This is a genomic window from Rhodanobacter sp. MP1X3 (genome assembly GCF_014207165.1).
Lineage (GTDB): Bacteria > Pseudomonadota > Gammaproteobacteria > Xanthomonadales > Rhodanobacteraceae > Rhodanobacter.
The window spans coordinates 364,517-387,329 of record NZ_JACHCO010000002.1 but is presented as its reverse complement, the minus strand read 5'-3'; the positions used below and the strand labels follow the sequence as shown (position 1 = coordinate 387,329).

The following is a 22,813-nucleotide window of genomic DNA, read 5'->3' as shown; positions in this document are numbered from 1 at the left end:
CGGGTCTGCGCAAGTCTGCAGGCATGGGTCGTTCAGCACTTGCTGAGGCATAGCCCCATGTCTGCCGCTAAACTTGGCGTTTTACTGGCGGCGTCAACCCATGCCTTACACCCCGATCGTGGCCACACTGGGCTATGTGCTCTCGCCAGATCGCCGCGAAGTTTTGATGATTCATCGCAATGCGCGGCCGGATGATCAGCATCTGGGCAAGTACAACGGCCTGGGCGGCAAGATGGAGCCGGGCGAGGATATCGCCGTCTGCATGCGCCGCGAGATTCTCGAGGAGGCCGGCATCACCTGCGAATCCATGCAACTGCGTGGCACCCTCAACTGGCCCGGCTTCGGCAAGAACGGTGAGGACTGGCTGGGCTTTATATTTTTGATCGACAGCTACGCCGGTACGGCATTCGAAAGCAATGACGAAGGCAAGCTGGAATGGGTGGCGCGCGACCGGCTCATGTCGCTACCGATGTGGGAAGGCGACCGGCATTTCCTGCCGCTGGTATTCGATGAGGACCCGCGGCCGTTCCATGGCGTCATGCCGTATCGCGACGGCCGCATGCAGTCGTGGTCGTATACGCGTTTGTGATCCGCCGGCCGTGGTTTCTTGGCCCCATCAGTAGCCGCGGTAACGGCCGCCGCTGAACTGGTTCTGGTTCACGCTGATCGAGAAACTGACGCCGCCGGACGGATGATCGCAATCGCCGAAGGCTTTGGTCACGTTGACCGTCGCGCCTTGATAGGTGCTGGTCCCCATGTGGCTGCCGGTGGCCACTCCCGTGCTGACCGCACCGTGGACTTGCGCGTTGTTGAACTTGGAGTCGTCGCAGGTCTGGGCATCGGCCGTGCCGTCGTCGCCGAGCCGGCCGCTGGTATCACCGTAATAGACGCCCGGGGTGGTGCTGATGGGGGGCGTATTCGTCGCCGTGCTGGTATTTGCGGTGCGGCCGTTGCTGACCACCGTGCCGGGATGGACGCTGGTGGGTGCGGGCGTGTTCGCGGTTGTTGCGCTGGACGCGGGCGCCGCCGCCGTGCTGCTGCCAGCAGGAAGATTGCTGGGCAGTTTGAGGTTGAGCGGTTGGTTGGTTGATTGCGCCCACGCGGAGCTCGCCAACACGCTGATAGCCGAGGCGAGAAGTAATGGCTTGATGTTCATACGTGCTCCGAGGACCTGACAAGTGAAACGCGCCAGCCGGCTGGGCGTGTACATTCACATTGGAAAGCGCAGTGCGGCAGGAAGTTCCTGCCGCCGTTGCTCAGCCGGTGGTCTCGATCCGCTCGACCCGACGCAGGCCACGCGGCAGCAAACCGCCACGCGTAGCCCGATTGCCGCCGTATTCCACCAGATCCGACCACTTGAGCGTGAGTTTACGCTGACCAGCGTAAAGGGTGACTTCACCCTTGCCCTCGCTGACCACGGCCACCCCGGCCACGCGCTCGTCGCCGGAGGTGAGCTTGGCCTTGGGAATCTCGATCAGCTTGTTGCCTTTGCCCTTGTCCAGCTCAGGCAGTTCGGCGACCGAGAACATCAACAGGTGGCCTTCGGTGGTGACCACCACGACACGGTCGCGCGCGGGGTCGGTGCTGATCTGCGGCGCCAGCACCTTGGCCTTGTCGGTGAGGCTGATGGTCTGCTTGCCGGCCTTGTTGCGACCGGTCAGCGATTCGAAGCGGGTGACGAAGCCGTAGCCGAAATCGCTGGCCAGGATCAGGCGGGTGTCGTTGTCGCCGGCGATCACCGCGTCGAAGCTGGCGCCACCGGCCGGGCTGAAGCGGCCGGTCAGCGGCTCGCCGTTGCCGCGCGCCGAAGGCAGCGTGTGGGCTGGTGTGGAATAGCTGCGGCCGGTGGAGTCGATAAAGGCCACCTGCTGGGTGGTGCGCGCCTTCACCGACGCCAGCAGGCCGTCGCCGTCGCGGTAGTTCAGGCCTTCGGCGTCGATGTCATGGCCCTTGGCCGCGCGGGCCCAGCCCTTCTGGCTCAGCACCACGGTCACCGGCTCGCTGACCACCAGCGCACTTTCGTCCAGCGCCTGCGCGGCGTCGCGCTGCACCAGCGGCGAGCGGCGGTCGTCGCCGAACTTGGCGGCATCGGCGCGCAACTCTTCCTTGATCAGGCTCTTCAATTTGGCGGGGGACTTCAGCAGCACGTTGATCTTGGCGCGCTCCTCTTCGAGCTGGTCGCGCTCGGCGGTGATCTTCATTTCCTCGAGCCGGGCCAGCTGGCGCAGGCGGGTTTCGAGGATGTAGTCGGTCTGCTCTTCGCTGAGCTTGAAGCGCGCCATCAGCACGTCTTTCGGCTCATCTTCGGTGCGCACAATGCGGATCACCTCATCGAGATTGAGGTAGGCGATGCGCAGGCCTTCCAACAGGTGCAGGCGGCGTTCGACCTTGGCCAGTCGGTGCTCGAGTCGACGCGTGACCGTGCTGGTGCGGAAGCTCAGCCATTCGCTGAGGATGCGCTTGAGATCCTTCACCTGCGGCCGGCCGTCCAGGCCGATCATGTTGAGATTGACGCGGAAACTCTTTTCCAGATCGGTGGTAGCGAACAGGTGTTGCATCATCTCGTCGGCATCGACGCGGTTGGAGCGCGGCACGATGACCAGGCGGATGGGATTCTCGTGATCGGACTCGTCGCGCAGGTCCTCGATCATCGGCAGTTTTTTGGCACGCATCTGCGCGGCGATCTGCTCGAGGATTTTCGACGGGCTGACCTGATGCGGCAGCGCGGTGATCACTGTGTTGCCTTCCTCACGCTGGTAGACCGCGCGGGCGCGCACCGAGCCGATGCCGTTCTGGTACATCGTCAGCAGATCGCTGCGCGGGGTGATGATTTCGGCTTCGGTTGGGTAATCCGGCCCGCGCACGTGCTCGAACAGGTCGGCGACGGTGGCATCGGGATCGTCCAGGAGGCGGATGCAGGCGCTGGCCAGCTCGCGCAGGTTGTGCGGCGGGATGTCGGTGGCCATGCCCACGGCAATGCCCATCGAACCATTGAGCAGCACATGCGGCACGCGCGAGGGCAGCCAGCTCGGCTCGTCCATGGTGCCGTCGAAGTTCGGTACCCAGTCGACCGTACCCTGGCCTAGCTCGCCCAGCAGGGCCTCGGCGATCGGACTCAGGCGGGATTCCGTATACCGCATCGCGGCGAAGCTTTTCGGATCGTCCGGCGAGCCGAAATTGCCTTGGCCGTCGACCAGTGGGTAGCGATACGAGAACGGTTGCGCCATCAGCACCATCGCTTCGTAGCAGGAGCTGTCGCCGTGCGGATGGAACTTGCCGATCACGTCGCCGATGGTGCGGGCGGATTTCTTTGGCTTGGCGGTGGCGGCCAGGCCCAGCTCGCTCATCGCGTAGATGATGCGGCGCTGCACCGGCTTCAGGCCGTCACCGACGAAGGGCAGGGCGCGGTCCAGCACCACGTACATCGAGTAGTCGAGGTAGGCCCGCTCTGCGTATTCCTTGAGCGGGATCTGTTCGTAATTGGCTTGCAGGTTCATGGCTTGGTTTCGATCAGGGGTACGCGGCAGGGCACGTAGCCGGTCGATGGTGCCAGATGAAGAGTCGGTTAGGCTAGAATCAAAGCGGACAAACGTGGCCGCAATCCAAGGTGAGGCCGATGCACTATCTACGCAATATGGCGGTTTTGGCTTGCGCACTGCTGGCGGGTTGCGCCTCGATCATCGACAAACATCCGAAGATCGCCTATGCCGACAAGCGGCATCCGCTTTCGGATACGGCGATTTTCTCTTGCGCGGAGGTACCCGGCTTCACTTGCGGGATTATCCGGGTTGACGACAGGAGTACCTGGAACCCTTACAACGCCGGCAATACGGTGTGGGTGCGCGTTTTGCCCGGAGAGCACCATGTGGGCGTGGTCGCTTCCCACGCGAATGACATCAACTGGCTTTCGTTCGATATCAAGGACGTGCAGCCGGGCCACGCTTACAGCATTGAAATCGCCACCGCACCGCCACCGCCACCGCCGGTTGTCGTGCCAGGCTCGCATGGCAAGAAAGCGGGTAAGACGAACAGTAATAACAAACAGCAAAATGCCGTTGCCACAAGCATGAGCGTTTCCTACAAGGACCTGGGCAAGATGGACTCGTACACCATCCGCATTGGTCAAAACAGCATCCATACTACGAAGCTCACGGCAAGTTTTTGAGCCTCCGCGATCTGCGCGTGCGACAGGATCAGCGGGTCTGCGTGGTGATTCCCACCTTGGCTAATTGAGCCTGCACACTATCCGGGCCAGCCAGATGCGCGGCGCCGACGGCGATGAAGACGGTGCCGGGATGCTGCAGCAAGGCGGCAATTTTTGTCGCCCAAGCCTTGTTGCGATCGACGATCAGGGTTTCATACAGCTCCGGTGATTCCTTGCGTACATCCTCGTCTTCCAGGCGCGCGATGGCAGCGGTATCGCCGGCTTTCCAGGCGCTGATCAGGCTGGTCAGCTCGGTACTGTCCTTGTCGACGTCGTGCAGAGTCGAGCGGAGAAAATCCAGCTGTAGTTCGGGCGACAGGTCGGCCAGAAAGCGGATCTGTTGTTCGGAGGTTTCCAGCCCGTTGACCGGTTTGCCGGCCTTGACCATCTGCGCCTGCAATAGCTTGTCGACGCCATGCGCTGGATCGAGGCCTGCCTTGATCAGCGGTGCCATAGCCAGCGTGAGCGCCGCCAGCCATGGTCGCATGATCTCGATGGTCTGCGTGCCACCGGGGATGCCGGCGGTTTCCGCAGCCTTGGCCAGCGTGGCATTTTCAGCCGTGGTGAGCTGGTCGGACAGTAGGTGCGTAGGGTCGAGCCCGTACTGCATTACCAGCGCCTGCATATTTGCCGGGTTATCGTCGGTCAGCTCGATGGTCAGCGAATCACTCGCAGCCAGCGCCTTGTCCAGCACCGGGTAGTGCCAGTCGGTATCGGTGGGAAGCAGATGCACGGTACCGAACAGATAGACTGTCGTGGTCGCGCTTTTTACTGCCCACAGCGCCGGTTGCGCGAAAGCGGTTGTTGCGAGCGCCAGCGCCAGCAGCGCGGGGGCCCCGAGGCGAAGGAGATGGCGACGGCAAAACAGGGGCATGATCGTCCTTGCGGTAAACGATGGCGCGAATGCGCCACGACGCTATGAATGATGGTGGCACGAAGCGACAGTCGTGGCGATGCAAAAAACGCGCACAGCGTTTGGACAAATCAGCGTGGCACGCGATACCCGCCTGCCACGCCGTGCGGGCTCAGCGTGAGCTGCCACAGCTGATCGCGCCGGCTGCGAAACACCGCGGCGGAAACCGCCAGGTAGTAGCGCCACATCCGACGGAACCGTTCGTCGTAGCTGGCCGGCAACATGGGCCACGCCGCCTCCACGTTGTGGCGCCAGGCTGTGACCGTGCGGTCGTAGTCGGTGCCGAAGTTGTGCCAGTCCTCGACCACGAACAGATCTTCCAGTGCCGCGGTGACCTCGCTGGCGGCGGGGATCATCGAGTTCGGGAAAATGTATTTCTCGATCCAGGGGTCGGTTTGCGCCGGCTGACCATTGCTGCCGATGGTGTGCAGCAGCGAGAGGCCATCGTCCTTGAGGCAGCGTCGCACGGCGTCGAAATAAGCGCGGTAGTTTCTGCCGCCGACATGCTCGAACATGCCGATGGAATACACCGCGTCGAAGCGCTCGTTGATCTCGCGGTAATCCTGCAGGCGGATCTCGATCGGCAGCCCGGCGCACAGCTGCCGCGCGTACTCGGCCTGTTCCTGCGAGATGGTGATGCCGACGCCTTCAACGCCGTAGTGCTCGGCGGCATACTTCAGCGCCTCGCCCCAGCCACAGCCGATGTCCAATACGCGTTGCCCCGGCTTGAGCTGCAGCTTGCGGCAGATCAGATCGAGCTTGGCGGCCTGCGCGTCGTCGAGATTGTCCGCTTCGGCCCAGTAACCGCAGGAGTAGACCATCCGCTTGCCGAGCATGGCGTGGAACAGGTCGTTGCCGAGGTCGTAATGGACCTTGCCGACCTCGAATGCGCGCTCGCCGCGCTGCAAGTTGAGGAAGCGCGCCTTGAGATGGGCGAGCAGGGTGTCGAGAGTCTTCAGCTCCTGATCGAGCCCGGCGGTGAGCAGCTTGGTGCAAAGCGCTGGCAGATCATCCGCATCCCACCAGCCGTCCATATAGGACTCGCCAAGGCCTAGCGAGCCGTGGGCGAACACACGAGCGTAAAGGCGTTCGTCATGTACGCGCAGATCGGTTGATGCATTGCCGTTCAGATGAATGCCGGCGTGGTCGAGCAAGGCGCTGGCGCGCTCTTTCAGAGTGTCCTGACTCATGCGTTCCTCAATAGGAATCTGGGTTTGGTTTGAGCAAGCGACGATGAAGAGAGCCGCCGGACATCGTGATGCCTACTTTGTACCGAGCAAGGCAAAGCTTGCCGGTGAACGTGCATAGACGGCGTCGACGCCAGCGTCGCGTACCAGTTGCAGCAGCGCGTCGGCCTGCTCGTCGGCAAGCAGAAACTCGATCTTGACCGGCAAGTCATCGGCCAGTTCGAAGAACTGCTCTTCGTGCAGCACGCCGTGTCGGCCGAACCCGGCAATGGCGCGGAATACCGAGCCACCGCCAAGGCCGTGCTTCTTGGCCTGTTCCAGCAGCCACTCGGTCAGCAAGATGCCGTTGTGCTTGGTATGTGCGTGGCAGTAGAAGTAGAGATGCGCACCCTGTTGAAGCGTTTCCTGATTCATGGCAATCACCTCATATCGATTACGCCATTCATGGCGATCTCCGGGATCAATGACGCAGCACGCTGCGCGTAAGCATCAGACCGATCACGGTCATTGTCAGCGAACCAATCAGGTGCGCGGCCACATGACTGCCAAACCAGAAATACTGCTGGCGCAGCAGCAGCGTCGTTGCCTCGGCCGAGAAAGTGGAAAAGGTGGTCAAGCCGCCCAGAAAGCCGGTGAACACGAATAGCCGCAGCTCAGGCGGCAGCGTCTGGAAGTGATCGAACACCCCCATCACGCAACCCATCATCAAGCCGCCGGCGAGATTCGCGGCCAGCGTGCCCAGCGGTAGCGTGGGAAACATCGGGTTGAGCAATAAGCCAAGACCCCAGCGCAGCCAGCAGCCCAAGGCACCACCAACGCCGACGGCAACAATTCCGGTGAACCCCATAACGCGTCTCCTGACAAAATCCAAAAGTGTCCGGTTGCCGCGGTAGCAGGCACGCCTGCGCCGCCGGAAGCCGGTGGTGCAGGCATCATCAACCTCGTCGCTGGTCACGCGTGAGGTGGTTTGCTCTGCCGAGGCTGGTAGCGTCAACAGGACGGGAGGTATGCCATCTCCCTGGATTCGGTCACAGAGTGCGATCGTTGATCCAGCGCTTATCCTAGTCGATCTGGCGGGCGCATCGTCAAGCGTGTCTGGTTCGCGGGCTGTCTTATACTTGCGCAGCCTTTTTCCAAGTAGCCATTGTCGTCATGAATTCCTCTCATCGCGCTGTGCGGCGCAGCCTGCCGTGGCTGCTTGCCGGGTTGTCGATGATCGGTCCGTTCTCGATCGACGCGGTGTTTCCAGCATTCCCGCTGATCGGCGCGCGTTTCCATGTGGATGATGTCGCCCTACAGCAGTTGATCAGCGTATATCTGATCACTTATGCCTCGATGAGCCTGTTCCATGGCGCGATCTCCGACGCGATCGGCCGCAAGCCGGTCATTGCCACGGGCATGCTGGTGTATGCGTTCGCCTCCGCCGGTGCGGCGATGTCGACCTCGTTCCCTATGCTGCTGGTTTGTCGTGGCCTGCAGGGCATGTGTGCCGGCGCGGGTCTGGTCGTGGGGCGGGCAGTGATCCGCGACACCTTCCAAGGCGCCGACGCGCAGCGACTGATGTCGCGGGTGATGATGATCTTCGGCGTGGCCCCGGTGATCGCGCCGATGGTTGGCGCCCTCCTGCTGGGATTCGGTGGCTGGCACGGCATTTTCTGGGTACTGACGGTGTTCACCGCGCTGCTGTCGCTGGCCTTGCTGTTGTTGCTGGAGGAGAGCCATCCGCCGTCGCGACACACGTCGTTTTCGCCACGACCGCTGCTGGCGAGCTACCTGTCCTTCAGCCGTGATCGCGCGTTCTGGCCGCTGCTGATCTCCAGTTCGGTCAATTTTGCCGGACTGTTTCTCTATATTTCCTCGGCGCCGCGCATCGTGCGCGAACTGCTGCATCTTTCGGCGGCAGGTTTCCCATGGCTGTTCATGCCGGTGGTGATTGGCCTGGTGGGCGGCGCGTGGCTATCCGGGCGGATGGCGGAGCGACGCAGCGCACGTTTTACGGTGAACCTCGGTTATGCCGCGCTATTGTCAGCGTGCGCGTTGCATATTTTATTGGCGCTGATATTCCGCGAGCCGCAGCTGCCGTGGTCAATGTTGCCGCTGACCCTTGAAGGCATCGGTGTGCAACTGGCATTTCCGACGCTGACCTTGTTGTTGCTGGATCGCTTCCCCAACCAGCGTGGCAGCATTTCTTCCGTACAGGCGTTTGCCAGCCTGATCTTGTGCAGCGCCGTCGCCGGCGTGCTCTCGCCGCTGCTTTCAAGCGGCATGTTGCCACTGGCGCTGGGTGCATCGGCTCTGAGCGTATGCGGCATGCTGTCCTGGTGGTGGTATTGCAGCATCAGTCAGCGTTCGCTGGATCGGTCGCTGGCGACAGCGGATGCCAGCGTGACTCTGCAGGCGGAAATCGCCGAGCCGCTTTAGTTTTTCGCTGCTCCTGCGAGCCTGCGAGTGCCGGGTTCATGCATCCTGGTCGGACATTGCCAGATCGTTCGATGCCGGAGGGGGTTCGGTCACTACGACGGGTGGCATTAAAACGGCGTCGGCGAGTGCCCTGACCAAGGTTGGCGGCCGATAGTCGGAATCGATACGCCAGCGTTGCCACACCGATTCGTCCACGGTTTCGTTCACCCCGGTGCCGAAGGTACGGTTTAGCGGCGCTTTGAAATATTTGTAGATGCCATGCATGAATTCCACATACGAATTGCGTGGTACCCCGGTATCCGCGTCGGCGTCCGGAATCACGATTTCGCTGCAGGCCAGCCCCACTTCGATGGCCTTGCGTTGAAGCCACGCCAGCGGTAGATCCGGCAGCGGGTCGGGTGTGCGCCCGGCACCGTCGTGATCGTTGCCGCCGCCGACGTCGGCATGCGAGCCGATAAACCAGCGCTGCTCGATCTCGATCTGTTCGACCCTTTTCGAGGTGATGCTTTCACCCGGCTTTGTTGTGTACGGATTACGTGTCCATACCGTTGGTGCGTAGTCGGCGCAATGCTCATCCAGTGCCAGCGCGTGATACGCATACTTCACGATCTTGCTCAATTCGGTGTCGTGGAATCGATAGCGCGAGCGTGCGAATGGGAACCACGATGAAGTATCGGGAATGCCGAGCGAGCCGACCGTATCCCACACGCCGATAAAGTGGACGTCTATTTCGATCGAATGTGCCACACGATAGTCCATCGCGCCGAGATCGTCCGGCTTGATCGCTGTGTTGCGATAGAAATCATAGGCATCGGATACGGCGGACTTGTCCACTCGGCCGAGCGCATCGCGTTTGAGTAGCCCGCACTTGCGGATCATTCCGCAAAGGCTGCGCGCGGTATAGGCGCCGCGGCTGAAGCCGAAAAGATAAAGCTCATCCCCGCGTGTCCAGGTTTCGCAAAGCCAGTGGTAGCCGTCGAGCACGTTGTTCGACAGGCCGTAGCCGAATGCGCCGCCCAGCAAATGGGTGATGCCGGGCGACACGCCCACGCCTGGAATGTAATTCACCAGTTGCGGCAGGCCTACCGCATCGTTGGGCGCGATCAGGCGCCGCAGCCGTTCCACGTTCGTATTCGACTCGGGCTTGTTCCAGGTGCCGTCGAACAGCAGCGCAAGTCGGCGAGTCGTCACGGTGCCCTCCAGTGCAAAGCGATGTGGCTGGGAGAACTTTAAAACTCGAGAATCAGCACGGCCAGTCCCGCGGCGAGAATGATCCCGCCGCGGATACGCTCAAAGCGTTGGCGACTTGTCGTGCAGCATCGCCTCGCGCACGATCGCGATCGGTGCAAAACCCTGCTGCATGAAGCTGTCGTGGAACTGCTGCAGGTTGAAATTTTTGCCTTCCTTCGCGGCCAGGTCGGTGCGCAGCTTCATGATCTGCAATTTGCCCAGCGTGTAGTACAGATAGGTTGGATCGGAGGTGCCGCGCTTGGTTTCCACTTCGCCGACCGTGCGCGACTGGTAGCCCTGCTTGACGAAGAAATCGATCGCCTGGTCCATCGTCATCTGACCGGTGTGCAGCTTGATGCCGACGACGAAGCGCGCGTTGCGCAGCAGCGCATCCTGCAACTGGCCCAGTCGCAGCAGCAGTTGCTGATGCTTGTCGTTCGGATAGACATAAGCCGCCAGCCCTTCATCGAGCATCATCTGCTCGCAGTAATGCGCCCAGCCTTCCACGTTGGTGGTGGCGCCAAGCAGCTTGCGTGCGCGGTCGTCCAGTTTGTGCATCCACAGGAACTGGATGTAGTGGCCGGGATAGGCCTCATGCGTGGCGATCGCGGAAATGACCGGGTAGCTGAATTGCGCCATGAACTCTTTCGTGCGCTGCGCCGTCCAGTCTGGCTCGGGCAGGGTGACGTTGAAGTAGGCCTCCTTGGCCACAGTCTCGTACGGTCCCGGTGTGTCCATCGAGGCGAACGTGATCGCACGCATGAATGGCGGCGTTTCCTCCACGATCGGACGCACGTCGGAGGGAATGGTGATGATCTGCTTCTGCTGGATAAAGCCGACCAGGTTGTTGAATGTGGCGCGGAAGGTATCGAGAATCTTGTCCGACGCGGGATAGTCGGAACCCAGCTCGGCCAGCACCTGCTGCGGCGTCTTGCTGGGATCGAGCTGCTTGGCGACTTCGGCAAAGGCCTGCTGGTTCTGCTTCATGTTGGCCATGTCGATCGCGATCAACTGGTCCAGCGGGATATTGACCATCTCGTCGTACTTGAGCTTGTCGCGAAACGCGGCGGCACCGATGCGGAAATCGCCGTGCGAGCGCGGCAGCACTTCGGTTTTCAGCCAGGTCTGGTAATCCTGCAGCGACTTGATTACCGCGGCGTTGCTGTCGGCGAACTGCTTTTTCAGCGCAGCATCAGTGACATCAGTAAATGCCGATGGCACATCTTTCTGGAAGAACTGCACCAGGCCGGGCAGCTGCTGCAGCGCGATCTGGGTGTAGATAAGCGGCGGATTGTCGAGGTTCTTGTGGGCGTCGGCGAGCACCGCCGGCATCAACTGTTCGCGCGCGATCAAGTCACGCAGTCGCGTTTCCGGCGGCGCGAACTTGCGCTCCATCAGGGTGAAGGCGCTGTTGGTGATGCCGCTGGAATAGATGTCCGGATTTTTCTGCCAGGGGCGGATTGTCTGCAGGGTGAGCAAGGTGCTGCGAATATTGTTCAGCACCAGCTCGCGGTCACCGCGCACACGCTCGCCGAGCTTCGTCGGATCGACGGCGGCTACCTTCGTCTGCCACTGCTGCAACGCCTTGACGTTGGCATCGACGCCGGCGCGCGAGTAGTCCTCCAGCTTGGCGTCGAAGTCGTGCAGGCCGTCGGCGGTGGCCGTGGTGGGATTGGTGGGGAAGTAATAGCTGTCGAAATAGCTGTCGGACAGGCGGGTGAATGTCTGGTCTGCAGCGGATGTCACCGGCACGGCGGCAGCTGTGGTTTCCGCTGCAGCGACAGAATTGCCAAGCGCCATGATGGCGAGCGTGCCGATCAGCGCCTGTGTAAGCTTCATCATCAGTGTTCTCCCGAGCCTATGCCGCTGACCAGCGCAGCAGCCAAATAAGCGGCCAACATTAGCAGAGTCTGCCTATGGCGTTGGCGCTCAGACGGGACGGGTTGATGTGCTCCGGCCAACGCTCAGCAGGGTAGGCCGCGTTCCAGCAGAAACGCGCGTGCATCAGCCGCATCCTGCTCGAACCATGCACGTGTCGAGCCCATCCGGAACGAATAGCCCCAGGCGTCCATATCGGCCATCAGCCGTTCGCGGCCGACACCGGGCAGACGGTCGGCCAGCACGATCTGCAGGTAGCAGGTCGCGTCTTCTTCCTCGATCGAATCAGTGGCGTCGGTATGGACGTCCGGACGTCTTTCCTCAGGCAACACGATCAGGTGCCCGGCTTCGTGCAGCAGCGAGTGCACCGGCGTGTCGTCACGTGCGTAAACCGTGATGCCGATGATGCCGGCTTCCTCGTCACCCCAGAAACTGCCGGGAATCGGCTCGTTATCGGCGACGCGTTCAAGCTTCAGGCCGAAGGTGGCGAGCAAGGTCGCAGGTGCATCGAAGCCGAGCTGGCCGACGCGCAGCACGGTATTCGCCGGGTCGTTGTCGACCGGCTCGCCCGGGGAGGTGCTGGCTTGGGTTTGAGGATGCATGAGGTGTTGCCAGATCAGACGGCGTACCGGATTTCAGCGCTCCGGCGACGCCCGGGCTCAGCCGGCCGCAGTGTCACTCTTCGTTGCCGAATTGCCGTCCGGCAGGGCGACGGAAAGCTCGAGGATCTCGTGACCGCTGTCCTGCTCGAGCTTGATGCTGATCGCCTCGATGTCAACGTGGACGTATTTCTTGATCACCTCGAGCAACTCGCTGCGCATCATCGGCAGATAGTCGGGTGCGCCGCGATTGGAGCGCTCCTGCGCGACGATGATGCGCAGACGCTCGCGGGCGACATTGGCCGTGGGTTCGGGCTTGCGCTTCAGGAAATCCAGAATGCCCATCGTGATCAACCTCCGAATACGCGCTGAAGAAAGCCTTTCTTCGGCACGTCGATAAAGCGCAGCGGACGTTCTTCGCCGAGGATGCGCGCTACGGTGTCGCTGTAGGCCTGACCGGCAAGTGAATTGGCGTCGACGATCACCGGGATGCCGTTGTTCGACGCGGTCAGCACGTTTTCCGATTCGGGAATCACGCCGACCACACTGATGCCGAGAATTTCCTCGACGTCCTTGACGCTGAGCATTTCGCCAATGGCGACGCGTGCCGGGTTGTAGCGGGTCAGCAGCAGGTGCTGGGTGATCGGCTTTTCGCCGCGCTCGGCGCGCCGGGTCTTGCTGGCGAGCAGGCCGAGGATGCGATCAGAGTCGCGCACCGAGGATACTTCGGGGTTGACCACCACCACCGCGTGATCGGCGAAGTACATCGCCAGGTGCGCGCCTTTCTCGATGCCGGCTGGCGAGTCGCATACCACGTAGTCGAAGCCGTCCTCGGACAGGCCGTCGAGTACCTTTTCGACGCCTTCCTGGGTCAGCGCGTCTTTGTCACGGGTCTGGCTGGCAGCCAGCACGAACAGGTTCTCGTGGCGCTTGTCCTTGATCAGTGACTGCTTGAGCGTGGCTTCGCCGTGGACGACGTTGACGAAGTCGTACACCACGCGACGCTCGCAGCCCATGATCAGATCGAGGTTGCGCAGGCCGACGTCGAAGTCGATGACGGCAACTTTCTTTCCGGCCATGGCCAGGCCGGTGGCGAGGGAGGCGCTGGTGGTCGTCTTGCCGACGCCGCCTTTGCCGGAAGTGACGACGATAATCTCAGCAGTCAATGGCTCATCTCCGGAATATTTTTATAATTGATTGATTTAAAGATTTAGAGCTTGGCGATCAGCAACTTTTCGCCATCGAGCCAGCATTGCACGGACTGGCCCTCGAGGTCGTCAGGAATTTTTTCAAACACCCGATAATGCCCGGCAATCGCCACCAGCTCGGCGCGAAAGTCGGATACGAAGATGCGCGCCTTTTCGTCGCCCTGGGCACCGGCCATGGCGCGACCGCGCAGGCCGCCGTAGATGTGGATATTGCCATCGGCGATCACTTCGGCACCATTGGCGATCGCGCCGGTGACGATCAGGTCGCGGTCGCGCGCGTAAACCTGTTGTCCGGAGCGCACCGCGCCGGCGTGATGTTGGGCGCCAACAGATGTGCCGGGCGCTGGCGCGGACAGGATCGGTTCGCGCAGGTCAGGCTCAGGCTGGATCTCCTCACGTGTTTTCGCCTTGCTGCGCGGCAGTTCGGCGGCCGGTGCAGTTTCGCTGCCACCTGCCGGCTCATACGCCGCGCGGAACTTGGCGATCAGCGGCAGGCCCATGCGTTTTGCCAGCGCCTCAGTCTCGCTGGTGCCATAAGCCAGCCCGACCGGCAGCATGCCAGCGCTGCGCACGGCTTCGAGCAGGGCATCGACGGCACCGTCGTCGGGCAGGTCGAGCAGGTGACTCAGATCCAGCACCACAGCGGCACGCGAAAACATGGCTGGCGCGGCGCGCACGCGCCGCTCCAGTTCATCGCACAGTGCGGCTGCATCGACTCGGCGCACGCGCACGCAGGCAATACCGACCTGGCCAAAGCGCAGATCGCAGGCGTCGGAAGTCTCCGCTTTGACGTTCATGAGCGGGGTTCTCCGGACGATGGCTTGGTAATCGGTGAAAGGGTGATTGATGAGACAGTAATCGGTGAAATCAGGCGCGTGCTCTCGGCCAGCCACGGCAGGTCGGGCAGGCCGCCGTGATCGAGCCAGGTTTCGCGCACAAAGGTATAGCTGGGCAGATCCTTGGCCAGCAGGCTCACCTGTGGACCGTCATTGCCCATGCGCTGCTGGCCGACTTCCTGAAAGCCGTAGGTGCCGTGGAACAGCACCACGACGTCATCGCGTGGCTCCAGAAACACTTCGCAGGTCATCAGCGGCACGCGAACTTCGGCGTAGCTGTTCACGTCGGAATAGAAAATGCGGCCCAGGCCGTGTCGACGGTAGGCGTTGGCGATCACGATGCGGTCGATGTAGACGAACTGCGGGTAATGCGCGGCGAACCAGCGGTAATTGGTGCTTTCGTAATCGCCGCCTTCACGCAGGGCGATGACGAAGCCGGCCAGGTTGCCGTCGATCTCCGCCACGCGAAAATACTCGGCGTGATCGTGGAAATAGCGCAGGTGGTTGGCGTCAAGGGCGAGGATGGAGCGACCGGCAGTGTTGTTGAGTGCCAGTACGGCATCCAGGTCGTGCTCGTGCACGTCGCGGATGGCAAGAGCCATGCGTTGCTCCGCAATGATGAGATCGATAACGAGGCCGATGCTGCCTCGTGCAAGACGGCATTATGGCATGCGGATGCGGCCCTTACATCTCGCATCGCGGCAGGTAGTTGGCCCGGCAGGTAGTCGATCTGTAAGTAAGAGTTTCGTAAAGCTCATGGCGCAGGATCGCCAAAGGATCAGGCATGACTTCTCGCGCATTGCGCGATGGCCCGCGACGGCCAATGATGCACGGTATGCGCTGGCCCTTTTTCAATCACACCCGCTTGCTTCGTTACGCGGGCTTTTTTACCTACCTGTCGGTGGGTACGCCGCTGATCACCAATTGGGCGACTGAACGGCTGAACCAGTTGCAGCGTCCCAATTTCGCGCTGCTGCTGTGGACGCTGTGTTACCTCATCTTCGGCCTGATGTACTGGCTGCTGACCAGCAACCTCGGCTCGCGCCGCCACCCCGTGCTGAAACTGCTTGGGCTGACTCTGATGACGGCGATGGCCGTGGCGGTAGGCTGGTATAGCCATAGCGGCCTGTCGGCGATGCTGATGGTGGTGGCGTCGCTGGTGCTGCCCTGGCTGTTGCCGTTCTGGCTGGGCGTGCTCTGGCTGGTGTTGCAACAGTTGAGCCTAGTCGCGATTTTCGTCACTTTTCCCGAATACGACCAGAGCATCGCGCTGAGTTTCCTGCAGGCCAGTATTTATCTGGGCATTTCGGTGCTGGTGTTCGTCACCTCCACGGTGGCCAGCCAGCAGGCCGAACAGCGCGAGGTGCAACGACGGCTCAATTCCGAACTGCGCGCCACCCGCGCGCTGCTGGCCGAGTCCAGCCGTATCGCTGAGCGCATGCGTATCGCCCGCGACCTGCATGACCTGATCGGGCATCATCTGACCGCGCTCAGCCTGAATCTGGAAGTGGCCAGCCATCTCACCAACGAAGCGGCCGGCGCACACGTGCGAAAGGCGCAGAGTACGGCCAAGCATCTGTTGGCTGACGTGCGCGAGGCGGTCAGCGAGCTGCGCCAGGATGACGCGATTGATCTGACCCAGGCGCTGCGCAGCCTTACCGACGGCGTACCGGGACTCAGCATTCACGTGGCCATGCCGCCGCGTTTCAGCATGGAAGATCCGCGTCGCGCACAAGTGCTGCTGCGCTGCGCGCAGGAGATCATCACTAATACCGCCAAGCACGCCGGCGCGCGCAACCTGTGGCTCAATTTTGCCTACGCTGACGCCAGCCTGCTGGGCTTGCATGCCCGTGATGACGGTCGCGGCGCGGCGCAGATCGAGCCAGGCAATGGACTTTCGGGTATGCGCGAGCGGCTGGCCGAATTTGGTGGCAGCCTGACGCTGGAAACGGGCATGAGTCAGGGGTTTGCCCTGACCGTGCGGCTGCCGCTGGGCGAGCACAGCGCGTTGGCACATGCGCCGACCCGCTTCGAGCCGCCAGCCTTGAGCGTGTCGTAACATTGCGGTCAGAGCCCGGTGACCACGGCAGTCGTGCCAGAATAGTGACGGCCGTGCAGGGCAGGCACCGCCGAATTCATGCGTTACTTCGTGCATCATTCCACGAGTTATTTTGCGAGCTGCGTTTGGCGAGCTCACGTTTGTCCGAGGATTCGCGATGATTTCCGTTTGTCTTGTTGACGACCAGAATCTGGTGCGCCAAGGTGTCCGATCCCTGCTGGATCTTGCTGAAGATATTCGCGTGATCGCCGAGTGCGTCGACGGCGCCCAGGCGGTTGTAGACATTCCGCGTATCAAGCCGGACGTGGTGCTGCTCGATCTGCGCATGCCCAACATGAGCGGGCTGGAAGTGCTGCAGGCGCTTTCCGCGCGCAACGAACTGCCGCCGACGATCATTCTGACCACCTTCGACGACGACCAGCTGGTGTTGCAGGGCCTCAAGGCGGGCGCACGCGGTTATCTGCTGAAGGACGTTTCGCTGGAACAGCTGGTGGAGGCCGTTCGCACAGTGGCGGCAGGCGGTTCGCTGGTGGCGCCGATGGTGACCCAGCGGCTGATGGCCGGCGTCTCGCGCATGCATAACCAGTTCACCAGCCTGGAGCAGCCCGATCCGCTGACCGAGCGCGAGACGGAAATTCTGCGCCTGTTATCCGGCGGCTATAGCAATAAAGAGATCGCCAATTCGTTGAAAGTGGCCGAGGGCACGGTGAAAAACCATGTGTCAAATATCCTTTCCAAGCTGGGCGTACGCGACCGCACGCGGGCGGTACTGAAAGCGCTGGAACTGGGCATCGTCTGAATTTTTGCCCGTTCGTACCCTTTTCGCCGCCGAACACTTTGCTTGGCGCGACGAAAACCCGGCTCGGTATATAGGGTTGGCGCGGGCGCTGCAGCTGGGTTTGGGCGTTTTGGATGGCCAGGGAAAACGTCATGGCGTTCGGGCCCGCGAGCAAGTAACATCCGTAAGCTCGGCATCTGCCGGACCCCGCCGTTACTGCTGCACAAGCTCGTGCAGAAGCCGGCAATCCATTTTTAGACACTTAAGCTGTTTGTCATTGGCGTAGAGACGCTCGGAGAACTCTGGAATGATGCGTGCCCTTGAATTTCTTGTTGCGCTGGTCATCGTCGCCGCACTCGGCGTGCTGGCAGCGGTGGTCATGCCAGGCAGTGGTCATGTGGATCGCTCGCTGGACGTCGGCAAGGACTTGCGCCAGGTTTACGACGTGCTGGACAACTTCCACCGCTTCCCGGATTACTCGGTGCTGCGTACGCTTGATTCGAGCGTGGACTTCAAGTTCTCCGGCAAGGCTTACGGCCCGGGTGCGGAAATCAGCTGGACCGCGAACGACCCGAAAGTCGGCAACGGCGGCCTGACCATTGCCAGCGCCACCCCGAACTTCGACAAGATCGACAGCAACACCAAGAGCGCCTCCATCGTCTGGGATCTGGACAACAGCTGGCGCGGTCTGGACAAGCACTTCACGCTGGACCTGGAGCGCAAGGGCAGCCGCGGGCAGTTGACCACGGTGAAGTGGTCGTATGACGTGTCCTACGGCTGGAATCTGGTCAATCGCTTTGCCAATCTGTACATCCATGGCGACCCCGATTCATTCATCCAGTTCAGCCTGAACAACCTGCAGAACGTGCTGGCCGGCGTGCCCAACATCGACTACAGCGAGCTGATCCCCTACATCGCGCAGACGCAGCAGGCGCCGGTGCTCATGGTGTCCACCTCGATTGCCCGCAAGGATGGTCTGGATGGTCTGGATGACGCCACCAACAAGGCCATTGGCCAGATTCAGGCGGCAGCGAAGAAGCTGGGTGTCAACATCACCGGCCCGCGCGAGCTGATCACCACCAATTATGGCGATGACACGTTCACCTTCGACGTGGCGATGCCGATCGACTCGAGCACCCTGACCGTCGCCGGGCAGAGCCAGCAGCTGACTGTCGCAACGCCGCCGGCGCTGGACGCCTCCGGTGCGCCGGCTGAGGCCGGCACTGCGGCAACGCCCGCTGCAGCTGACAACGCTGCCCCGGGCAGCCGTGACCGCTTTGGCCGTCTGGTGATCGACGGCAATGTGCGCGCCTTGCTCGCCTTCGGCGGCTCCACACTGGAGGGTGTCTGGAACGGCACCTTCGCCGGTGTGCCGCAGGTGCGTGACATGCTCAAGGCCTATGCACAGACGCATGGCTACAAGTTTGACGACGTCATCAACCGCTCGTACGACATCCTGGTGACGCCGGAAGTGAAGGACGCCGGCGGCAACATCACGAGCTACGCCAAATACGACATCTATCTGCCGATCACCAATGCGCCACTGCAGACGCCAGAACAGGAAGCCGGCATGAAGCCGCCGTCACCGGATTCCGATTCGCCTGCCAGTGCCAGCTCGGCGCCGGCCGCCGCAGCACCTGCGCAGGCCGCCAGCGCAGGCAAGTAAGGTTGATCGCTGTTGCATGAGCAAAAGGCTCTTCCCATGGGAAGGGCCTTTTGTTTTTGTCCATCAGGCGAACCATCTGCCGATAACGATGCCTAACCGTGCAGGAGTCTTGCGCTACATTGCAGCAGGATGTCGTGCGCCGATGATGCAGATCACGGGCGTTCGATGACCCGTCCAGTCACAGTCTTTCCGCGGACATGATCGAAACCGACCAGCTCACCCGATGCTATGGCAACCTGACTGCAGTGGATGCATTGAGCATTCGCGTCGAGCCGGGCCAGGTGCTTGGTCTGCTTGGCCCCAACGGCGCCGGCAAATCCACGGCGATGCGCATGATCGCTGGATTCCTGATTCCCACCTCGGGTACGGCCCGCGTCTGCGGCTACGATGTCTCGCGTGAGCCGCTGAAAGCCAAGCGTGCACTCGGCTATTTGCCGGAAGGTGCGCCAAGCTATGGCGAGATGACGGTGCGCGAATTTTTGCAGTTCATCGTGCGCATGCGCGGGCTGAAAGCGGACGCGGCGTATCGGCGTTTCGACGAGGTGGTGCACCGCCTGCAGCTGGAGGAAGTGCTGGGACTGGGCATCGATACACTGTCCAAAGGCCTGCGTCGCCGTGTCGGTCTGGCCCAGGCGATCCTGCACGACCCACCGGTGCTGATGCTGGACGAGCCAACCGATGGCCTCGATCCGAATCAAAAGCATGCGGTGCGCCAGCTGATTGACACGATGGCGCGTGAGCGGACGATTCTGATCTCCACCCATTTGCTGGAAGAGGTGCATGCACTGTGCAACCGCGTGGTGATCATCGCTCACGGCAAGCTGCTGGCCGACGCCACGCCGGCGGAGCTTGAGCAGCGCTCGCGTTATCACGGCGCGGTATCGTTCAGCGCACCCGGGGCCGGCATGTCGCAGGAAATGCTCGGTCGCTTGCCACAGGTGGCATCGATCGAAGTCGATCCACTGGATGGTCGCATCACTGTGTTTCCGAAAACCGGTGAACGCATTCTCGAACCGGTGGAAACGCTGCTGCGCGAGCAGGGCCTCGAGGTTTCGGAAATCCAGCTGGAACGTGGCCGCCTGGACGAGGTGTTTCGCCAGATCACCACGCAAGACGTCGACGGTGGCCGCAACGTCAATTCGGAGACGGCGGAATGAGTCCGATCAACGCGGTGATGCGGCGCGAATTGCGCAGTTATTTCGTGACGCCGGTGGCGTACGTGTTCCTGGTGATCTTTCTGGTGCTGGCAGGCACGCTCACGTTCTACGCCGGCGACTTCTACGAGCGCGAACAGGCGGACCTGCAGCCATTTTTCGTGATGCATCCGTGGCTATACCTGATTCTTGTGCCGGCGATCACCATGCGCATGTGGGCGGAAGAATCCAAGGGCGGTACGCTGGAACTGTTGCTGACGTTGCCGCTGACATTGTGGCAAGCAATGCTGGGCAAGTTTCTGGCGGCATGGCTGTTTATCGGGCTGGCGCTGCTGCTGACCTTTCCGATCTGGATCACGGTCAATTATCTGGGTGCGCCCGACAACGGTGTGATCGCGGCTGGTTATCTGGGCAGCTGGCTGATGGCGGGAACGTTTATCGCGATTGGCGCGTGTCTTTCGGCATTGACACGCAGTCAGGTGGTGGCGTTCATCCTCACGGCGTTGGTATGCGTGCTGCTGATCCTGGCCGGCCAGCCGCAGGTGCTGGATTTCTTTCAGGGCACGCTGCCACGCAAGCTCGTCCGCGCCATTGCGCATCTGAGCATGCTGCAGCATTTCGAAGCGATCTCGCGCGGCGTGCTGGACGTTCGCGACCTGCTGTATTTTCTGATCAGCATGATCGGCTGGTTGATCGCCGGCGTGCTGCTGCTTGACCTGAAACGGACGCGCTGACCGATGGCCAGCCTTCCGCCAATCATTCAGCGTTTGCGCCGTGCGCTTTCCAGGGCGCTGCATCTGAGCCGTCGCACCGTGCTTTACGGGCTGTTGCTGCTGTTGCTGCTGGTCTTCGCCACGCTGATCGTTACCACCAGCCGCTGGTTGCGCGCGTCTCGGGTCGATCTCACGACCGATCAGCTGTACACGCTGACGCCGGGTACGTTGCAGATCATTGATACGTTGCAGCGGCCGCTGAAGATCACCCTGTATTTTTCCGACCACGCGGCGCGCGATCTACCGCAGCTGCGCAGTTATGAACAGCGCGTCAGCGAAATGTTGCAGGAGATGGTGGCGCGTTCGCATGGGCGCATCCAGTTGCAGATCATCGACCCGGTGCCGTACTCAGACGACGAGGCCAGTGCCGAGGGCAGCGGCCTCACCGCAGCCAGCGGTGGCACCAACGGCGAGCGGATGTTTTTTGGTTTGGCCGGCAATGCCGTCTCAGGCACAGTCGACAGCGATGTGATGGAGGATCGCCCGGTCGACCGCACGCTGGCGATTCCGTTTTTCGATCCAGCCCGCGAAGCGTTTCTCGAATACGACGTGGCCAAGCTGCTGTACGAGCTGAACCAGACCAGCAAGCCGGTAATCGGTGTGCTCAGTTCGCTGCCGATCGACGGCAACCCGGTGCTCGGCGAACAGCCGTGGGCTGTGATGCAGCAGCTTGGCCAGTTGTTCGACGTCAAGACGCTGGACATGGATACGCTCAAGCATGTCGATGACAATTTGAAGATGCTGTTGTTGATCCACCCACGCCAGCTGTCGGTCGATGCGCAATATGCCATTGATCAATACGTGCTGCGCGGCGGTCACCTCGCCGTATTCGTCGATCCGGATGCCGAGCTGGACACCTCGACGGAAGCGTCGGCCAGCGCGGTGATGGGCGGGCAACCTGATCAGAGTTCGGATTTGCCGCGGCTGTTTGCGGCATGGGGCGTGGTTTTCGATCCGCACAAGATCGTGCTGGACCGTGCGCGCATGCTGTCGATCGAGCTGGGCGGCAACAGTTTCAATCATCCGGCCATGCTCGGCCTGAGCTCACAGGAGCTCAATCGCAACGACGTCATCACTGCGAGCCTGCAGCGCATCGACGTATCCAATGCCGGCCATTTCGATCTGACGCCGACGGCACGCACCCGGTTGATTCCACTTTTGCAAAGCAGTCTCGATGCAGAGCTCGTGTCAACGCAACGAGTGATTGCGGCGAGCAACGATCCCACCTTGCTACTGCAGGGTTACCGGCCAGATAACGCGAACTACGTGCTGGCGGCGCGGTTGCGCGGGCCGTTCGAGTCGGCATTTCCTGAACGTGCACGTCAGTCCGGGCACCTGGCGATCTCAGTGCCGAATGCCGAGGTGATTCTGGTGGCCGACACGGATCTGCTCACCGACCGGCTGTGGGTGGAGCCGCAGAACATTCTGGGGCAGACCATGATGCGGGTGTTTGCCAACAACGGCGATTTTGTTACCAATCTGGTCGACAATCTCACTGGCTCGTCGGCCCTGCTGTCGATCCATGGACGCTCGACTTCGCAGCGGCCCTTCACCCGCGTGCAGGCGTTGCGCAACGTGGCCGATCAGAAGTTTCTTCAGAAAGAGCACGAGCTGGAGCAAGAGCTTGCCGATACTCGCCGCAGGCTGGACGAACTGCAGCCGGCCAAGGGCAGCCAACCCAGCACGGCCAGTGCCGAACAGCGTCGCGAGATCGAGCAGTTTCGTCAGCGCCAGTTGGCGATCAACAAGGAACTGCGTGACGTGCAACATCAGCTCAATGCTGAAATCGATGCGCTGGGTTTCCGGCTGAAGTTCATCAATATCGTCCTGGTCCCGCTTCTGGTGACCTTGTTCGGACTGCTATACGGCTGGCGGCGTTCACGGCGCAGCCGCGAGCGCCGCTAATG

Annotated in this window: 22 protein-coding genes and 1 riboswitch; of the genes, 9 read left to right on the top strand and 13 right to left on the bottom strand. The window is 61.6% G+C overall.

Translation table 11 applies throughout. From position 1 onward, the window contains the following. Positions 1–100 precede the first annotated feature (100 nt). Positions 101–589 (top strand): 8-oxo-dGTP diphosphatase, encoded by a 489-nt coding sequence (locus HDE79_RS08255; RefSeq protein ID WP_184601459.1) that lies wholly within the window; start codon positions 101–103, stop codon positions 587–589. A gap of 27 nt (positions 590–616) precedes the next feature. Here HDE79_RS08255 and HDE79_RS08250 read toward each other — a convergent pair whose 3' ends face one another. Together HDE79_RS08250 and parC are read right to left on the bottom strand one after the other, a co-directional pair. After that, positions 617–1,156, bottom strand: a complete 540-nt coding sequence (locus HDE79_RS08250; RefSeq protein ID WP_184601458.1) for a hypothetical protein — start codon at positions 1,154–1,156, stop codon at positions 617–619. Positions 1,157–1,256: 100 nt separating this feature from the next. Beyond that, a complete protein-coding gene (parC, locus tag HDE79_RS08245) occupies positions 1,257–3,497 on the bottom strand; it encodes a DNA topoisomerase IV subunit A (RefSeq protein ID WP_184601457.1) in 2,241 nt (746 codons plus the stop codon). Between the two features lie 119 nt (positions 3,498–3,616). On the opposite strand from parC, the gene HDE79_RS08240 reads away from it, so the two are divergent. Continuing rightward, positions 3,617–4,165, top strand: a complete 549-nt coding sequence (locus HDE79_RS08240; RefSeq protein WP_184601456.1) for a hypothetical protein — start codon at positions 3,617–3,619, stop codon at positions 4,163–4,165. 28 nt (positions 4,166–4,193) lie between these two features. On the opposite strand, the gene HDE79_RS08235 is transcribed toward HDE79_RS08240, so the two are convergent. From HDE79_RS08235 to crcB, 4 genes are all read right to left on the bottom strand, one after another. Further along, entirely contained in the window at positions 4,194–5,078 is an 885-nt protein-coding gene (locus HDE79_RS08235; protein WP_184601455.1) for a TraB/GumN family protein, read from the bottom strand. A 110-nt stretch (positions 5,079–5,188) separates the two neighbouring features. Further along, a complete protein-coding gene (gene cfa, locus HDE79_RS08230; protein WP_184601454.1) occupies positions 5,189–6,307 on the bottom strand; it encodes a cyclopropane fatty acyl phospholipid synthase in 1,119 nt (372 codons plus the stop codon). Positions 6,308–6,379: 72 nt separating this feature from the next. Beyond that, a complete protein-coding gene (locus HDE79_RS08225; protein WP_184601453.1) occupies positions 6,380–6,718 on the bottom strand; it encodes a DUF190 domain-containing protein in 339 nt (112 codons plus the stop codon). A 46-nt stretch (positions 6,719–6,764) separates the two neighbouring features. Beyond that, positions 6,765–7,151 carry a fluoride efflux transporter CrcB gene (crcB, locus tag HDE79_RS08220; RefSeq protein WP_184601452.1) on the bottom strand — a complete coding sequence of 129 codons (387 nt, stop codon included), beginning with the start codon at positions 7,149–7,151 and terminating at the stop codon, positions 6,765–6,767. Positions 7,152–7,223: 72 nt separating this feature from the next. Further along, positions 7,224–7,331: riboswitch (Fluoride riboswitch) on the bottom strand. Positions 7,332–7,456: 125 nt separating this feature from the next. Here crcB and HDE79_RS08215 point away from each other — a divergent pair. Beyond that, the gene (locus tag HDE79_RS08215) at positions 7,457–8,725 is read left to right on the top strand and encodes a multidrug effflux MFS transporter (protein ID WP_184601451.1); all 1,269 of its coding nucleotides are present in this window, start codon (positions 7,457–7,459) and stop codon (positions 8,723–8,725) included. A gap of 36 nt (positions 8,726–8,761) precedes the next feature. Here HDE79_RS08215 and HDE79_RS08210 read toward each other — a convergent pair whose 3' ends face one another. The 7 genes from HDE79_RS08210 to HDE79_RS08180 form a co-directional block, all read right to left on the bottom strand. Then, positions 8,762–9,916 (bottom strand): DUF2235 domain-containing protein, encoded by a 1,155-nt coding sequence (locus tag HDE79_RS08210; protein ID WP_184601450.1) that lies wholly within the window; start codon positions 9,914–9,916, stop codon positions 8,762–8,764. Positions 9,917–10,015: 99 nt separating this feature from the next. Continuing rightward, positions 10,016–11,797 (bottom strand): DUF885 domain-containing protein, encoded by a 1,782-nt coding sequence (locus HDE79_RS08205; RefSeq protein WP_221440080.1) that lies wholly within the window; start codon positions 11,795–11,797, stop codon positions 10,016–10,018. A 122-nt stretch (positions 11,798–11,919) separates the two neighbouring features. Further along, the gene (locus HDE79_RS08200; protein ID WP_255488330.1) at positions 11,920–12,435 is read right to left on the bottom strand and encodes a hypothetical protein; all 516 of its coding nucleotides are present in this window, start codon (positions 12,433–12,435) and stop codon (positions 11,920–11,922) included. A 57-nt stretch (positions 12,436–12,492) separates the two neighbouring features. Next, positions 12,493–12,777: a cell division topological specificity factor MinE gene (gene minE / locus HDE79_RS08195; protein WP_184601449.1), complete on the bottom strand. Its 285-nt coding sequence runs from the start codon at positions 12,775–12,777 to the stop codon at positions 12,493–12,495. A 5-nt stretch (positions 12,778–12,782) separates the two neighbouring features. Continuing rightward, positions 12,783–13,598 (bottom strand): septum site-determining protein MinD, encoded by an 816-nt coding sequence (minD, locus tag HDE79_RS08190; RefSeq protein WP_184601448.1) that lies wholly within the window; start codon positions 13,596–13,598, stop codon positions 12,783–12,785. Positions 13,599–13,642: 44 nt separating this feature from the next. After that, entirely contained in the window at positions 13,643–14,437 is a 795-nt protein-coding gene (minC, locus tag HDE79_RS08185; protein ID WP_184601447.1) for a septum site-determining protein MinC, read from the bottom strand. Next, on the bottom strand, positions 14,434–15,078 hold the full coding sequence (locus HDE79_RS08180; protein ID WP_184601446.1) for a GNAT family N-acetyltransferase: 645 nt from the start codon (positions 15,076–15,078) through the stop codon (positions 14,434–14,436). Before HDE79_RS08180 ends, minC begins: the two co-directional genes overlap by 4 nt. A gap of 233 nt (positions 15,079–15,311) precedes the next feature. Here HDE79_RS08180 and HDE79_RS08175 point away from each other — a divergent pair, with 233 nt between their 5' ends. The 6 genes from HDE79_RS08175 (at position 15,312) to HDE79_RS08150 (ending at position 22,811) form a co-directional block, all read left to right on the top strand. Then, positions 15,312–16,535 carry a sensor histidine kinase gene (locus HDE79_RS08175; protein WP_184601636.1) on the top strand — a complete coding sequence of 408 codons (1,224 nt, stop codon included), beginning with the start codon at positions 15,312–15,314 and terminating at the stop codon, positions 16,533–16,535. Between the two features lie 157 nt (positions 16,536–16,692). Beyond that, the gene (locus HDE79_RS08170) at positions 16,693–17,334 is read left to right on the top strand and encodes a response regulator transcription factor (protein WP_184601445.1); all 642 of its coding nucleotides are present in this window, start codon (positions 16,693–16,695) and stop codon (positions 17,332–17,334) included. 286 nt (positions 17,335–17,620) lie between these two features. Beyond that, positions 17,621–18,979 (top strand): polyketide cyclase, encoded by a 1,359-nt coding sequence (locus tag HDE79_RS08165; protein WP_184601444.1) that lies wholly within the window; start codon positions 17,621–17,623, stop codon positions 18,977–18,979. Positions 18,980–19,176: 197 nt separating this feature from the next. After that, the gene (locus HDE79_RS08160) at positions 19,177–20,136 is read left to right on the top strand and encodes an ABC transporter ATP-binding protein (RefSeq protein ID WP_184601443.1); all 960 of its coding nucleotides are present in this window, start codon (positions 19,177–19,179) and stop codon (positions 20,134–20,136) included. Further along, positions 20,133–20,867 (top strand): ABC transporter permease subunit, encoded by a 735-nt coding sequence (locus tag HDE79_RS08155; RefSeq protein WP_184601442.1) that lies wholly within the window; start codon positions 20,133–20,135, stop codon positions 20,865–20,867. Before HDE79_RS08160 ends, HDE79_RS08155 begins: the two co-directional genes overlap by 4 nt. A gap of 3 nt (positions 20,868–20,870) precedes the next feature. Further along, a complete protein-coding gene (locus tag HDE79_RS08150) occupies positions 20,871–22,811 on the top strand; it encodes a Gldg family protein (RefSeq protein ID WP_184601441.1) in 1,941 nt (646 codons plus the stop codon). Positions 22,812–22,813: the final 2 nt, after the last annotated feature.

What these genes read in the sequence shown, in the direction of transcription:
- HDE79_RS08255 (WP_184601459.1), top strand. Translation starts at nt 101, where the DNA reads ATGCCTTACACCCCGATCGTGGCCACACTGGGCTATGTGCTCTCGCCA.
- HDE79_RS08250 (WP_184601458.1), bottom strand. Translation starts at nt 1,156, where the DNA reads ATGAACATCAAGCCATTACTTCTCGCCTCGGCTATCAGCGTGTTGGCG.
- parC (WP_184601457.1), bottom strand. Translation starts at nt 3,497, where the DNA reads ATGAACCTGCAAGCCAATTACGAACAGATCCCGCTCAAGGAATACGCA.
- HDE79_RS08240 (WP_184601456.1), top strand. Translation starts at nt 3,617, where the DNA reads ATGCACTATCTACGCAATATGGCGGTTTTGGCTTGCGCACTGCTGGCG.
- HDE79_RS08235 (WP_184601455.1), bottom strand. Translation starts at nt 5,078, where the DNA reads ATGCCCCTGTTTTGCCGTCGCCATCTCCTTCGCCTCGGGGCCCCCGCG.
- cfa (WP_184601454.1), bottom strand. Translation starts at nt 6,307, where the DNA reads ATGAGTCAGGACACTCTGAAAGAGCGCGCCAGCGCCTTGCTCGACCAC.
- HDE79_RS08225 (WP_184601453.1), bottom strand. Translation starts at nt 6,718, where the DNA reads ATGAATCAGGAAACGCTTCAACAGGGTGCGCATCTCTACTTCTACTGC.
- crcB (WP_184601452.1), bottom strand. Translation starts at nt 7,151, where the DNA reads ATGGGGTTCACCGGAATTGTTGCCGTCGGCGTTGGTGGTGCCTTGGGC.
- HDE79_RS08215 (WP_184601451.1), top strand. Translation starts at nt 7,457, where the DNA reads ATGAATTCCTCTCATCGCGCTGTGCGGCGCAGCCTGCCGTGGCTGCTT.
- HDE79_RS08205 (WP_221440080.1), bottom strand. Translation starts at nt 11,797, where the DNA reads ATGATGAAGCTTACACAGGCGCTGATCGGCACGCTCGCCATCATGGCG.
- HDE79_RS08200 (WP_255488330.1), bottom strand. Translation starts at nt 12,435, where the DNA reads ATGCATCCTCAAACCCAAGCCAGCACCTCCCCGGGCGAGCCGGTCGAC.
- minE (WP_184601449.1), bottom strand. Translation starts at nt 12,777, where the DNA reads ATGGGCATTCTGGATTTCCTGAAGCGCAAGCCCGAACCCACGGCCAAT.
- minC (WP_184601447.1), bottom strand. Translation starts at nt 14,437, where the DNA reads ATGAACGTCAAAGCGGAGACTTCCGACGCCTGCGATCTGCGCTTTGGC.
- HDE79_RS08180 (WP_184601446.1), bottom strand. Translation starts at nt 15,078, where the DNA reads ATGGCTCTTGCCATCCGCGACGTGCACGAGCACGACCTGGATGCCGTA.
- HDE79_RS08175 (WP_184601636.1), top strand. Translation starts at nt 15,312, where the DNA reads ATGCGCTGGCCCTTTTTCAATCACACCCGCTTGCTTCGTTACGCGGGC.
- HDE79_RS08170 (WP_184601445.1), top strand. Translation starts at nt 16,693, where the DNA reads ATGATTTCCGTTTGTCTTGTTGACGACCAGAATCTGGTGCGCCAAGGT.
- HDE79_RS08165 (WP_184601444.1), top strand. Translation starts at nt 17,621, where the DNA reads ATGATGCGTGCCCTTGAATTTCTTGTTGCGCTGGTCATCGTCGCCGCA.
- HDE79_RS08160 (WP_184601443.1), top strand. Translation starts at nt 19,177, where the DNA reads ATGATCGAAACCGACCAGCTCACCCGATGCTATGGCAACCTGACTGCA.
- HDE79_RS08155 (WP_184601442.1), top strand. Translation starts at nt 20,133, where the DNA reads ATGAGTCCGATCAACGCGGTGATGCGGCGCGAATTGCGCAGTTATTTC.
- HDE79_RS08150 (WP_184601441.1), top strand. Translation starts at nt 20,871, where the DNA reads ATGGCCAGCCTTCCGCCAATCATTCAGCGTTTGCGCCGTGCGCTTTCC.